The sequence below is a fragment of the Corynebacterium sp. HMSC078H07 genome, assembly GCF_001812805.1.
Classification (GTDB): Bacteria; Actinomycetota; Actinomycetes; order Mycobacteriales; family Mycobacteriaceae; genus Corynebacterium.
In genome coordinates this window covers 1-12,897 of record NZ_KV810479.1, presented here as the reverse complement: position 1 = coordinate 12,897, position 12,897 = coordinate 1, and the positions used below count along the sequence as shown (strand labels likewise).

Genomic DNA, 12,897 nt, shown 5'->3' with positions numbered 1-12,897 from the left:
CCCCCGACGTGTCTACTTTCCGGGGGTCAGGCCCTGCCGCTGGTCAGCACACGCACATGCAAAGAGCATCCCTGAATACGGCAACAAAGCAACGAAAATGGTGACTTTCACCCCCGGTGTGCTTGAAGGGTCGTACAGGCGCATTTTCGTACCTGCCCAATCCACCTGCATCGTATGCCCTGGTGCATGGGTGATCCGGGCGGTCAGCCCGGCCGCGTCGACATGGGAGGCAACCAGTTGGCGGAACCGGTCGTAGCTGTAGTGACGCTGGCCCGGCTGGGCCAGCGTTGTGGTGTAGCGAGCCCACAATACTTACAGTGTTAGCTTCACACGTCTTGTGCGTGCTTTGACGACCGCGTCAAAGTCAATCGGGACGAACGTGCCTTGCCCGCTACTGCGCTTATCTACGAAAATCGCGTCCAACTCGTTATTGATGGGCATGTGAAATATGACGGAATCACCTACGGCAAACCGGTGGATGAGGTCATCCGGGCGGAGCGGCAGCGTGAAAAGCACATCCAGAATCTAGGCTTTGTTGTCTTGCCGTATTCCCCGAGCGAATTGCTTTATGAAAGACCACGAGTGGTCAGTGAGGTGCGGGCAGCGCTCAAGGCTGTGAGGTCGCACCGTAGCGCATAGTGGTGGGGTGGAAAGCGAGCCTCATCAAGCACCACCGAGTTTAGATGGTCCTTCTACTTTGGTTTCTTAGCGCTGATAAGGGACCATCTCCACACCAAAAACCTCATACAAATGGTCCCTTTGCTGAGTAAAGGGACCAGAGTAAGGGGACCATTTGCGATGAGGGTGGCGCAGGCTAGTTGTTGAGCGGCTTGCGGGTCGCGGCCATGTGCTTGGCGCGCTCCACGTTGGCGGGCAGGAGGACCAGCGGTACGTCGTACTCCACCTCGCGGTCGCAGAACTCGGTGTAGCTCAGCGAGCCGGAGCCGGTGTACATCTCCGCGAGCTTGGCCACGATGACGTGGTCGTTCTCGGTGGTGCCCTCGATGGGCCAATCGCGGTCCAAGGCAGGGGAGCCGGAGTACATCTCAATCTGCTCATCTGCGGGTGGAGTGTAGGAGTCGGCGAGGTTGCCGGCCTCCTCCACAGCGCGGGCGAGGACGTGGTCGTAGGACATGAGCACGACATCATCCGAGGAGAGGAAACCTGCCTTCTGGGCCTCGAAGGCCGAGGAGAAGTTGCGGGCGGAGGCGATGAAATCAAAGGCCTTCTGGTGGTAGTCTTCAACGCCGGCCGCCTTGAGGCGCTCCAACGAGGAGATGGTTCCCGTCCACCCGGGGTAGAGGCCCACGGTGCGCTCTGGGAAGCCGAGGCGCGTATCGGCGTGAGCAACAATGCGGTCGCAGGCCAGGGCGGTTTCGAAGCCGCCGCCCAAGGCGACGCCGCGCACAGCCGCTACGACCGGCACCGGGGCGAACTTGAGGGCGCGCAGGGTGGTGGAACCGTCCGAAAGGAGGGATTCGACGAGCGAGACGTCGCCGGATTCGCCTGCGGAGGCGATGGAAGCGAGGTCTGCGCCCGCGCAGAAGACCGGCTTGTCATTACCAATGACCAGCGCGACGAGGTTCTCCGAGGCAACAGCGCCCAGAGCAGCACGGATGACTTCGAGGGCGGGCGTCGGCAGAGAGTTCATCGGCGTGTGCAGGTCAATGATGCCAATGCGGCCAGCCGGGGTGGAGACCGCGTGGACCGCGCCTGCATCCAGAGACACGATGGTCTCCGCATCCAGAGAAGCCAGGGTGACAACACCCTCGCGCGGCGCGAGCTCTTGACGCGAACCGGTCGAGGAGAGCACCGAGCCCTTGCCGTAAAAACCGCCCGCCGAAGCCGCGGCGGAGACCAAAGCCGGGACGTTGGAGCCGTAGGCGGAGGCGACCCAGTCGATGCCGATGGCGTCGGCAAGCGCGAAGATGCCCTTCTTCCAGCCGAAACCAAGAGTAAGGCCCTCGTCGATGAGGCCCACGTGGTCCGCAATGTCAGGTGCGACCTCGCAGCAGTACGCCAGCGTGTCGAGGAAGACGGCGCGGGCAAAACGGCCGCCGGGGGAGTCGGTCTCCATGACCTCGCGCGGATCTTTGAGTCCCACGACAGGATCGGAGGGCTGGGTACGGGGCACATACTCGTAAGAGGAGTTGATGACCTCGTCACGGCCGCGATAGAAGCCACCGTCACCGGTGCGGCCGGTCAGACCGCGAGAAACGAGGCCCTCGATAAAGGAATCATCGCCCAGCGGAACGTCCAGGAGCGGATCGCCCTCGGGGAGGGCCGTCTCCAAAGACGTCCAAATCGGCTTGACCAGCTGGAGGCCGATGTAATCGAGCAGCCCGAAAATACCGGTGCGGGGGATGCCGAAGGCGCGGCCGAAGGAGGCGTCGGCAAGCTCGTAGCTCACGTCAAACTCGCGGGCGCGGGCCACACCGGTGGCCATCCAGTAGCAGCCCACGCGGTTGGCAATGAAGCCCGGGGTGTCGCGGCACTCGAGCGCAATCTTGCCCAGGGTCTGCTCGATAGTCGTGCGCAGCGTGGCTTCCGTAGACCCGGAGGCGATGAGCTCCACCAGACGCATAACCTTCGGCGGGTTAAAGAAGTGCGTGATAGCGAACTTCTCGCGGCGGGCCTCCGGCACGCCCTCCAGGAGGGAGGCCAGCGGCAGGGTCGAGGTGTTCGAGCTCAACAGAGCATCCGCAGACAAATAAGGCTCGATGGCCTCGTAGAGCGAGTGCTTGGCGCCGAGGTCCTCGAAGATGGCCTCGATGACCCACTCGCGGTCCTCCAACAGCGCGTAGTCATCGCTGGCGCGCACGCGCTCGGCGAACTCTGGCAGGTGGAAGCCCTTGCGTTTGAGCTGGATATCGACGCCCTTTTGAGCGCCCTCCACATTCTGGTCAAGCAAGACCACGTCCATGCCTGCGGACGCGCAGAGTGCTGCGATGCCAGAACCCATAGAACCTGCGCCGATAACGGCTACCTTGGTGATGTTCATTTACTTCGCTCCATTCTCAATAATCATGGCGATTCCCTGACCGCCGCCGATGCACATGGTGACCAGGCCATAGCGCTTGCCCTGGTGGCGCAGCGCATAAGCCAGCTTGGTCAGCAGGATGACGCCCGTCGCACCAACCGGGTGGCCATGCGCGACGGCGCCACCGTAGACGTTCGTCTTGGCCGGGTCGAAGCCCAGCTCGTCTTGAACGGCAATCGCCTGGGCGGCGAAGGCCTCGTTGGATTCGATGAGGTCGATGTCCTCCAGCTTTAGGCCGGCCTTGTCCAGTGCCTTCGGGACGGCGGCGATGGGGCCAATACCCATGCGCGTCGGGTCCACGCCCGCGATGGACCAAGACACAATCTTCGCCAGCGGGTCAAGGCCCCGCTTGTCCACCTCGTCGGCAGTGGCCAGCACGGCGGCCGCCGCACCATCGTTGATGCCGGAGGCGTTGCCGGCGGTAACGGTTCCGTCCTTAACAAAGACCGGCTTGAGCTTCGCCAGCTTCTCGACGTCCGTCTCCCGCACGCCCTCATCAAAGTCCAACTCGCCGACCGGGACGATTTCCTCTGAATGCACGCCCTCCGCGCGGGCCCTGGCGGCGCGCTCCTGCGATTCAGCAGAGAACTCGTCCTGGCGCTCACGGGAAATGTTGTTATCTGCAGCAACGTTTTCCGCGGTCACACCCATGTGGCCGGTGCCGAAGGGACAGGAGAGCGCGCCGGTGAGCCAGTCATAGAGCTTGCCGTCGCCCATGCGCTTGCCAAAGCGAGCGCCTTCGACAGAATAGGGAGCGTTGCTCATGGATTCCACGCCGACGGCAAGGGCCAGGGAGCCGTCGCCGGACTGCAGAAGCTGCGCCGCGCTGATGACGGCCTGGACACCGGAGCCGCACAGGCGGTTCACGCACATGGCGGTCGAAGAGTCCGGCATACCGACGTTCTTAGCGATGGACCGCGAGAGGTAGAGATCCTTCGGCACGACGGGCATGACGTTGGAGGCCACGGCGGTATCGAGGTCGGCGCCAGAAAGGCCCGAACGCTCAATAGCTGCTTCGGCGGCAAGTGAGCCGAGTTCGGTGAGGGAGAGGCGAGCGAGGCTGCCGCCGAATTTGCCGATGGGCAGGCGCGCAGCGCCAGCGATGTAGATGGCCTGAGCCATGGGGTCCTCCACAAGGTAAACGAATGACTATTAGTTAACCCAGTATCCTAGGTCACTTTTTCTCACCGCGCAATGGCTCGTCACGTCGAGGGTGCGGGTGTACCCAACCGCCTAGTTGTTTACAGATTGTTGAACAACCCTTATGCTTTGACCATTCAATAATGCGACCTGCGTCACGAAAGGTTCTCTCAAGTGAGCTCTGAATCAACCACTCCCTCCGCAGTTCCGGCCTCTGACCAGACACCTCAGCAGGCTCAACCGCCCAAGGGCATCGGCGCTATGGCCGGTGCCATGTTCCTCATGGCCACCTCGGCCATTGGCCCGGGCTTTTTAACCCAGACCTCTGTCTTTACCGTCCAGATGGGCGCGGCCTTCGCCTTCGCCATTGCGTTGTCGATCATCGTGGACATCGCCATCCAGCTCAACGTTTGGCGCGTGTTGGCCGTCTCCGGCATGCGCGCCAACGAGCTGGGCAACACCGTTCTTCCTGGTTTGGGCTGGTTCCTCGCCGTGCTCGTCTTCATCGGCGGCATGGTCTTCAACATCGGCAACATCGCCGGTTCGGGACTGGGCCTCAATGCCATGATCGGCATCGAGGCACGCTGGGGTGGCGTGATCGCTGCGGCGATCGCAGTCTTTATCTTCCTGTCTAAGCGAGCCGGCGTGGCTCTAGACCGCATCGTCGCGGCCCTCGGCGCGGTGATGATTCTGCTCATGCTCTACGTAGCCATCGTGTCCCAGCCCCCGGTAGGTGAGGCCCTGAAGAACACCGTCATGCCGGAAAACATCGACTTCTTTGTCATCACCACTCTCATCGGCGGCACGGTGGGCGGCTACATTACCTTTGCCGGCGCGCACCGCCTTATCGATTCTGGCCTCTCGGGCCCAGAGAACGTTGGCGCCATTACCAAGACGTCCGTGCTCGGCATCATCGTTACCGGCATCATGCGCGTGCTGCTCTTCCTCGCGGTCTTGGGCGTTGTCGCCACGGGCGTGGCCCTGTCCGAGGACAACACGGCTGCCGATGCCTTCCGCCACGCTGCCGGCGAGTTCGGCCTCCGCGCCTTCGGCGTCGTCCTCTTCGCCGCCGGTCTGTCCTCTGTTATCGGTGCCTCCTACACCTCGATTACCTTCGTGACCACACAGAAGACCAGCCCGCGCACCCGCAACTTCCTCACCGTCGGCTTCATTGTGGTGTGCACGATCCTCTTCGTGATTCTCAACTCCGCGCCGCAGAAGCTGCTCATCTTCGCAGGCGCCTTCAACGGCATCATCCTGCCCATCGCCTTCGCGATGGTTATGTGGGTAGCTTTCCGCCGCCACGACCTGACCCACGGTGTCAAGCAGCCGTTGTGGCTGCTCATCGCGGGCGTGCTGGCTTTGGGGCTGGAAATTATTATCGGCGTCAAGTCTATTTCTGGAATCGTTGAGCTATGGGCATAATGCACAGCCCGGCCGAAGTCCGCGCTTTCGCCCGCTCGCACGATATGGCCACCACCGCTGGTCATGCTCGCGGATTTATGCAGGCCAACCTCATCGCCCTGCCGCGCGAGTACGCCTTCGACTTCCTCCTCTTTGCCCAGCGCAATCCCAAGCCCTGCCCCATCGTCGGCGTGCTTGAGGCAGGGGAGTTCACCTCCGACCTCATCCCGGGCGGGGACATCCGCACCGACATCCCCGCCTACAACATCTACGAAGACGGCCAGCTTACGCACACGCTTAACGACGTCACGCCTTTCTACTCCCCCGATACCGTCTCCTTCCTTATCGGTTGTTCGTTTACCTTTGAGAACGCCCTTCTGGAGAACGGCATCTCCATCGCTCACATCGACCAAGGCCGAAACGTGCCGATGTATCGCACTTCCATCGCCACCACCCCAGCCGGGGTATTCTCTGGACCGATGGTCGTGTCCATGCGCCCGATCCCCGCGAACCAGGTTTCTGATGCCGTCCGCATCACATCTCGCTACCCAGCCGTCCACGGCGCGCCAGTCCATGTCGGCGACCCCGCCGCCATCGGCATCGACGACCTTTCTCAGCCGGACTTTGGCGAAGCCATCGACATCCCCGAGGACACCATCCCCGTCTTCTGGGCGTGCGGAGTGACCCCGCAAGCCATCGTCATGAACTCGCGGCCCAGCCTGGCCATTACTCACGCTCCAGGCAAGATGCTCGTTACCGACATCCCAGATCGCGACTTCCTCATCCCCTAAACTCTGCGGAACCCCGCATATGGAGCTCCGCTTCGCCCGCATATGGTTCCACTCATAAGACATCAGTCAGATGGTGTCCAACTGTTTGGTGCCTTTAGTCTGGTCCCTTTGCACAGTGAAGGGACCATGTGGATAGCAAAACCATGGCATAAACGGTCCCTTTGGTCTGGAAAGGGACCAAAGTAAAGGGGCCATCTGGGCGGTGGGGGATATGGGTCGCCGTGGGAAGCGCGGACACGCGGGGGTACGGGGCGCGCGGGATGCTGGGGAGGCAGTGGTCAGAGCACGCGGAGAATCGATTCCATCGCCCGCATGAGGTCCGCGCGGCACGCATCGGCGGCGGCATCGCGCTCGCCTTGCGCGATGAGGTGAGCTAGTTCAATGTTGGGCTGCACGTGGTTATCGTGAATCTGAGGGTAGCGCTCCAGCGTGAGCAAGAAGGTCAGCCGCATGCGGGCAAGCAGGTGGGACATGGTGCGATCCAACGTCGGGGAGCCCAAACCCGCGACGAGCTGCTGGTGGAAGCGCTGGTTGAGGATGGGGCGGGGAGCGTCGCTAAGCACGGCGGATTCCGTGAGACGAACGAGCTCGCCCGGGTCCGGGAACGTAGCGTAGCGCGCCGCAGCAGGCTCGATGGCGGCACGCGCAAGGTAGAGGTCGCGCACGAAATCCTCGTCCGGGGTCGCGATGAAGACGCCGCGGTGCGGGATGCGCTCGACGATGCGCTCCGCCGCCAACATGGCGAAGGACTCCCGCAGCGTGTTGCGGGAGCAGTCGAAGCGCTCGGACGCGCGGACCTCGTTGAGCTGCTGGCCGGGCATGTATTCGCCCTCGGAGATGGCGGCGCGCAGCGCGGCGGCGACGGAATCTGCAAGCATGCGACTTACATTAGTCTGCCGGCTAGCTGATGGTGGCGATCACCGCGCCCGGCTCGAGTCGCGCGCCTTCCTTGGCCACGAGCGAGACCGTGCCCGCGGCCGGAGCCTTGACGGCGGATTCCATTTTCATGGCCTCGATGGTCGCGATGGCCTGTCCTTCCTCGACCTTGTCGCCCTCGGCGACGTTCCACGCCACAAGGTTGGCCTCGTACGGGCAGGTCACGTCGTTTCCTCCGGTGCTGGTACCGGAGCCTGCGCTTGCCGACGCCCCCGCCGCCTGCACCGCCGGCGCACCCGCCGCCAAGAGGTCGGTAGGGAAGCCCACACTGACAATCTTGCCGTCGATTTCCAGGGCAACACGCGTGCGCTTGGCATAGATGGCCTCGACGGGCGTGACGTGGCTCGTGGCCTCAGCAGACGGGCGGTAGTTGTGGTCGAGCCAGTCGGTGTAGATGCCGGCCGTGGCTTCGGGATCCCCATGGTCCACGAGGACCTGCGAGGCCACCATGTCGCGGTGGAACGGCAACACGGTGCGCACACCTTCAATGTCGAACTCCTTCAACGCCTGCTTGGCGCGGTTCAGGGCAATCTCGCGGGTGGGTCCCCACACCAGTAGCTTCGCGACGAGCGAATCATAGTACGGCGGCACGATAGACCCGGAGCGCACGCCGGAATCGACGCGAATGCCGGGGCCCGTCGGCGGCTCGAAGCGCACGACCGTGCCTGGGCACGGCGCGAAGCCGTTGAGGATGTCTTCGGCGTTGATGCGGAACTCGAAGGCGTGGCCGTTGGACTGCGGATCGCCATCGAAGGAGAGCTGTTCGCCGGAGGCGATGCGGAACTGCTCCGCAATAATGTCCACGCCGGTGACCATCTCAGTCACGGGGTGCTCCACCTGCACACGGGTATTGACCTCAAGGAAGGAAATGGTGCCGTCCTCGGAGACGATGTACTCGACCGTGCCGGCACCGGTGTAGCCAACCTTCGCGCAGATGGCGCGGGCACCTTCATGGATGCCGTGGCGTTGGTCGTCGGAAAGCGCGGGCGCCGGGGCTTCCTCAATGAGCTTCTGGAAGCGGCGCTGGGTGGAGCAATCGCGGGTGCCCAGGACGGCGACGTTGCCGTGCGTATCAGCCAAGATCTGCGCCTCGACGTGGCGCGGGTGGGTAAGGAACTTCTCCACGTAGCATTCTGCGCGGCCGAAAGCCTCCTTGGCCTCGCGGCCAGCAGAGTTGAAGGCAGCCTCGATGTCCTCGAGATTCTCCACCACCTTCAGACCGCGGCCACCGCCGCCGTAAGCGGCCTTAATGGCGATGGGCAGGCCGTGCTCCTCGGCGAAGGCGCGGGCTTCTTGCCAGTCATCGATGGGATCGGAGGTACCTGGCGCCAGCGGGGCGCCGACCTCCTCAGCTACGCGGCGCGCAGCAATCTTGTCACCGAGCAACTCGATGGACTCAGGCGATGGGCCAATCCATGTCAGGCCGGCTTCAGCTACGGTGCGGGCAAAGTCGGCGTTCTCCGAAAGGAAGCCGTAGCCCGGGTGGATGGCATCGGCACCGGCGCGCACAGCGATATCGAGCAGCGCAGGCACGTTCATATAGGTATCTGCCGCGGTGTTACCGGGCAGAGCATAGGCTTCGTCGGCCACCTGGGTATGGAGGGCGCCGGCATCGGCCTCCGAGTAGATGGCGATGGAACGAATGCCCAGGTCGCGGGCGGTACGGGCGATACGGACGGCGATCTCGCCGCGGTTAGCAATAAGGACTGCAGAAATCATGGTTAACCTTCTGGATGTTTAAGCGAGTTCAAAGCGGACCGTAGCCCCCGGTGGGAGCTGTGCGGCAATATCAATATCTTCTTCGAGGACGGTAGCGATGACCGGATAACCACCGGTGACGGCGTGGTCGCGGAGGAAAATCACCGGCTCACCACTTGGCGGAACCTGGACGGAACCGGCCACCATGCCCTCCGACGGCAGTTCGCCCTCGCGGGAACGCTCTAGGCCGCTGTCATCCGAAGGGCCAACCAGGCGCACGCCCACGCGGTTGGACTGCGATGTCACCGTCCACTCGGTGGACACGAAGACGTTGAGGCTATCGGGCGTGAACCAGTCATCGCGCGGTCCCAGCACGCAGCGCAACACGCCTTGAGTTTGGCCGCGGGCACCTTCACCCACACGCAGTGGATTGGCCAGCTGCGCATCGGTCATGGCGGTGGAGCGGGGGAGGACACCGATGACGTCGCCAAGCCGCACCGGCTGAGGTCCCAGCCCGGAGAGCACGTCCGTGGAGGCTGAGCCCAACTCCGCATCCGCCACAATGCCGCCGCGGATGGCGATGTAATTGCGCAAGCCCACCGTAGCCGGTTCCACCGTCACCGTGGACCCGGCCGTAACGAGAACCGGGCGGGCGAGGGCCACCGGCATATCGTCCAGCAGGACGCGGGACTGGGCGCCGGTGACGCACATGACGGCGTCGGTTAGCGCGCGCAGGCGAATGCCGCCGATGTTCTCTAGAACCGTCGCACCGCGTGGGTTACCCACGGCGACGTTTGCGGTGGCCGCTGCTGCCTGGTCTGCTGCGCCCGAGGGCGTGACACCCAGATTGCCGCGGCCCGGGCGGCCTTGGTCCTGGAAAAGTGTGAGCAAACCGGCATCAAGGACCTCCATGCGGGGCAGGCGCGCCGGGGTGCGGTGACCAAAAGGCGTGGTGGACACGACATCCGGCAGCGAGCTTACCGCGCGATAGCGCACGCGGTCACCCGGTTGCACGAGCGCAGGTGGCTGGGCGTCGGACTCCCACATCGGGGTTGTCGTCGTACCCAGCAGCTGCCAGCCGCCAGGAGAAACGCGCGGGTACACCGCGGAGAAACCACCAGCGATACCCACCGCACCGGCCGGAACCGCGGTGCGCGGAGTAGCGCGACGCTCGATATTGAAGTTCTGCGCTGGGTCCGCCGGCGTGCAATACGTAAAGCCGGGTGCGAAGCCACCAAACGCTGCGAGCCACTCCGTCGACGTGTGCCACTCAATAAGCCCCTCACGAGACATGCCCATGAGCTCGGCGGCCTCATCCAGATCCTCGCCGTCATACAGCACATCAATCTCCACCAGGCGCGGATCCTCGCCCGTATGCGCGGTGGGGCGGAAACCCTGCAACCTCTCGGCGGCCGCTGCAGCAGAATTCGGGGTGGCAAACGTCAATAGCAGTGTGGTTGCTGCCGCGATGGCGTCGACTTGGTCTTTGAGCGGATGGGCATCCAGCGCCGCATGCCACGCCATGACCTGGGACAAATCCTCTAGTTCAATGAGCAGCGCGCGGGTTCCCACAGGGTGGATATGCATTAGACAACGCTCCGAATCTCAATACCGCGCGCCTTCAGCTCCTCCACCACGCCGCGCAGCAGTGCTACCGCACCAGGCGAATCTCCATGCGTACATACCGACTGCGCATCCACGTTGAGGACGGTGCCGTCGATGGCCGTGATGGATCCGGTTTCGGCGACGTCGAGCACGCGCTTGACGACGTCCCCCTCATCACCCATCACCGCATTCGCCTCTCGCCGCGAGACGAGAGTTCCATCGGGGTTGTAATTGCGGTCCGCAAAGGCTTCGCGGATGACGGTGAGGCCCTTCTTCTCTGCGATATCGACAGCCACGCCACCCGGCAGGAGCATGACCGGCAGATCGCCGAAGGCCTTAATACCGTCGATGACCGCATGTGCTTGCGCTTCGTGGTGAACGATGGCGTTGTACATCGCGCCATGCGGCTTAACGTAGGCGACCTTCGTGCCGTTGGCCTGGGCCAAAGCCTGCAGGGCACCGATTTGGTAGGTGACCTCATCTGCCAGCTCAGCCGGGTCGTAGTCGATGAAACGGCGGCCGAAAGCGGCTGGGTCGTTGTAGCCGACGTGCGCGCCAACCGTCACGCCAGCCTTCGCGGCCGCCTTCACTGTTCCTGCGATGGAGTGCGGGTCACCCGCGTGGAAACCAGTGGCCACGTTAGCGGAGGAGACCAGGTGGAGCATGGCCGCATCGTCGGCGACGGGGTTGCCCGCGGTGGTCTCGCCGAGGTCAGCGTTGAGGTCTATGTGCAGCGCGCTCATGGTTCTCCCTAAATCCCGAATTGTTGAACAATCTTAGGGTGTTTAGTGTAGCCCGCGTCACGTAGGTTTGTGAAGTGTGTCCCTCATTTGCGTGAGGATGGGGGAGTGACCTGCACCGTCCGAGCTACTTGGTGGCCTGCTGGTGGTTCGGCGCACGACTTCGCCGGCTGCTTCGCCCCAGCTTCCCAGTTGGTCCGCCCACGGTCTCGCCCAGCTTCGCAGGTGGTTCTAGTCAAAGGCATTACTCATCGGGTTTGTTTGGGATCAAACAAACCTTCTGCAGCAATACACATGGTTCGTTTGCCCCCAAGCGAACCGTATGACCCGAACCGTGTGACTAGAACCAAATGCTCTTCATCTTCGTAACAACGAGATGAAGAGAAAGCCCGCTCCCCGCGACAAGGCGCGGGAGCGGGCATGGACGTGTTGGCTGCTACTTCTTAGAAAGGAAGCTTGATGCCGAGTGCACGTGCGGCGTGCGGGGCGGCCGCAGCCAGTGCACCAAGAACACTAATGACGATGGCGGCAATGCCCAGGCCGGACGGCTTGCCGTCCTCGGAGGACAATGCGCCTTCGATGGAGCTCTTCTTATCCTTGTTGCCATCCTTGTCGTCGGACGGCTGCTCCTCTTTGTCCTTGTTGCCATCCTTGTCGTCGGACGGTTGCTCCTTTTTGTCCTTATTGTCGTCCTTGTCGTCAGACGGCTTCTCGTCCTTGTCGGAGCCAGCATCGTCACCGTCGTCCTCGGAATCGGTGTCGTCGTCCTCGCGCTCGTCACTTTCGGAACCGCTGTCGTTGTCACCGCTTCCCCAATCGCCGAGGTCGATAGGCTCGGAGGAGCATACGTCTTCCTCTTCGTTAGCCAACTGGAAGATGTCGGCGCGGCTCAACGTGACGTCTTCATCGTCGGTGGCCTGCCACAGGAATTCGGTGACCTTCTTGAAGGTGTGCTCCTTGCCATCAACGGTGGCAGTGAACTCAGCGGACGGAGTGCCGCAGTCATTGGCGGAAGCGACGGTGGTGCCGGCAAGGGCGAGGGAACCAGTCAAAGTAGCGGCAAGCAGGCCGCGAGAGAAGTTAGACATGAAAACTCCGGGAATAGGTAGTAGGTGAAAAGTGGAATGAACCATTCCGCTAACCGGTATCGGTTGGGTTCGGGGTGTAATCCAGATCCCACGCGTGCGACTGGTGTTAGATGGAAAACCTGCGATTTTCGGGAGTACTCCCCATGAACGCACAAAAGCACCCCCAATCCACGCAAAGGTGGTGGGGGTGCCTGCGCGCTTATCGACGTCCCTTAGGACGTTCAAGCCTCAGTAATTAGAACGGAAGCTTGATGTTCAGAGCCTGAGCAGCGGCCGGAACGGCAGCAGCGATTGCGCCAAGGACACCGATGACGATGCCTGCGATACCCAGCTTGGTCGGCTTGCCGTCCTCGGAGGACAGCTGGGACTTAATGTCGTCGAAGGAGCTCTTCTCCTTGTTGGCATCGCCCTCGTCCGGCTTCTTGCCATTGTCCGGCTTCTTGCCATTGTCCGGC

General features: G+C 62.7%; 10 protein-coding genes and 1 pseudogene. 2 read left to right on the top strand and 9 right to left on the bottom strand.

The window, feature by feature from the left end; translation table 11 throughout:
* Nucleotides 1-12: 12 nt before the first annotated feature.
* The 3 genes from HMPREF2875_RS13240 to HMPREF2875_RS06845 form a co-directional block, all read right to left on the bottom strand.
* Nucleotides 13-309 (bottom strand): hypothetical protein, encoded by a 297-nt coding sequence (locus HMPREF2875_RS13240; RefSeq protein ID WP_239107286.1) that lies wholly within the window; start codon nucleotides 307-309, stop codon nucleotides 13-15.
* Between the two features lie 505 nt (nucleotides 310-814).
* Nucleotides 815-3,001 (bottom strand): 3-hydroxyacyl-CoA dehydrogenase/enoyl-CoA hydratase family protein, encoded by a 2,187-nt coding sequence (locus HMPREF2875_RS06850; protein WP_070671517.1) that lies wholly within the window; start codon nucleotides 2,999-3,001, stop codon nucleotides 815-817.
* A complete protein-coding gene (locus HMPREF2875_RS06845) occupies nucleotides 3,002-4,162 on the bottom strand; it encodes an acetyl-CoA C-acyltransferase (protein ID WP_070671515.1) in 1,161 nt (386 codons plus the stop codon). It lies immediately after the preceding gene.
* A 279-nt stretch (nucleotides 4,163-4,441) separates the two neighbouring features.
* Here HMPREF2875_RS06845 and HMPREF2875_RS06840 point away from each other — a divergent pair, with 279 nt between their 5' ends.
* Nucleotides 4,442-5,605 carry an NRAMP family divalent metal transporter gene (locus HMPREF2875_RS06840; RefSeq protein ID WP_141754591.1) on the top strand — a complete coding sequence of 388 codons (1,164 nt, stop codon included), beginning with the start codon at nucleotides 4,442-4,444 and terminating at the stop codon, nucleotides 5,603-5,605.
* On the top strand, nucleotides 5,596-6,375 hold the full coding sequence (locus tag HMPREF2875_RS06835; protein ID WP_371327561.1) for a putative hydro-lyase: 780 nt from the start codon (nucleotides 5,596-5,598) through the stop codon (nucleotides 6,373-6,375). The genes HMPREF2875_RS06840 and HMPREF2875_RS06835 overlap by 10 nt, the downstream gene beginning before the upstream one ends.
* Before the next feature lie 278 nt (nucleotides 6,376-6,653).
* On the opposite strand, the gene HMPREF2875_RS06830 is transcribed toward HMPREF2875_RS06835, so the two are convergent.
* The 6 genes and pseudogenes from HMPREF2875_RS06830 to HMPREF2875_RS06805 all read right to left on the bottom strand — a co-directional run.
* A complete protein-coding gene (locus HMPREF2875_RS06830) occupies nucleotides 6,654-7,253 on the bottom strand; it encodes a GntR family transcriptional regulator (protein WP_070671510.1) in 600 nt (199 codons plus the stop codon).
* 22 nt (nucleotides 7,254-7,275) lie between these two features.
* Complete coding sequence (locus HMPREF2875_RS06825; protein WP_070671508.1) at nucleotides 7,276-9,030, bottom strand: acetyl/propionyl/methylcrotonyl-CoA carboxylase subunit alpha; 1,755 nt, start codon at nucleotides 9,028-9,030, stop codon at nucleotides 7,276-7,278.
* Between the two features lie 18 nt (nucleotides 9,031-9,048).
* Complete coding sequence (locus tag HMPREF2875_RS06820) at nucleotides 9,049-10,596, bottom strand: 5-oxoprolinase subunit B/C family protein (protein ID WP_070671506.1); 1,548 nt, start codon at nucleotides 10,594-10,596, stop codon at nucleotides 9,049-9,051.
* Nucleotides 10,596-11,357, bottom strand: a complete 762-nt coding sequence (locus HMPREF2875_RS06815; RefSeq protein WP_070671505.1) for a LamB/YcsF family protein — start codon at nucleotides 11,355-11,357, stop codon at nucleotides 10,596-10,598. Before HMPREF2875_RS06815 ends, HMPREF2875_RS06820 begins: the two co-directional genes overlap by 1 nt.
* 440 nt (nucleotides 11,358-11,797) lie before the next feature.
* A complete protein-coding gene (locus HMPREF2875_RS06810) occupies nucleotides 11,798-12,442 on the bottom strand; it encodes a hypothetical protein (protein WP_070671503.1) in 645 nt (214 codons plus the stop codon).
* A gap of 235 nt (nucleotides 12,443-12,677) precedes the next feature.
* Nucleotides 12,678-12,897: pseudogene (locus HMPREF2875_RS06805) on the bottom strand (hypothetical protein); the annotation flags it as partial.

Bases quoted from the DNA above. Each gene is read 5' to 3' on its own strand.
- HMPREF2875_RS06850 (WP_070671517.1), bottom strand. From the start codon at position 3,001: ATGAACATCACCAAGGTAGCCGTTATCGGCGCAGGTTCTATGGGTTCT.
- HMPREF2875_RS06845 (WP_070671515.1), bottom strand. From the start codon at position 4,162: ATGGCTCAGGCCATCTACATCGCTGGCGCTGCGCGCCTGCCCATCGGC.
- HMPREF2875_RS06840 (WP_141754591.1), top strand. From the start codon at position 4,442: ATGGCCGGTGCCATGTTCCTCATGGCCACCTCGGCCATTGGCCCGGGC.
- HMPREF2875_RS06835 (WP_371327561.1), top strand. From the start codon at position 5,596: ATGGGCATAATGCACAGCCCGGCCGAAGTCCGCGCTTTCGCCCGCTCG.
- HMPREF2875_RS06830 (WP_070671510.1), bottom strand. From the start codon at position 7,253: ATGCTTGCAGATTCCGTCGCCGCCGCGCTGCGCGCCGCCATCTCCGAG.
- HMPREF2875_RS06825 (WP_070671508.1), bottom strand. From the start codon at position 9,030: ATGATTTCTGCAGTCCTTATTGCTAACCGCGGCGAGATCGCCGTCCGT.
- HMPREF2875_RS06820 (WP_070671506.1), bottom strand. From the start codon at position 10,596: ATGCATATCCACCCTGTGGGAACCCGCGCGCTGCTCATTGAACTAGAG.
- HMPREF2875_RS06815 (WP_070671505.1), bottom strand. From the start codon at position 11,357: ATGAGCGCGCTGCACATAGACCTCAACGCTGACCTCGGCGAGACCACC.
- HMPREF2875_RS06810 (WP_070671503.1), bottom strand. From the start codon at position 12,442: ATGTCTAACTTCTCTCGCGGCCTGCTTGCCGCTACTTTGACTGGTTCC.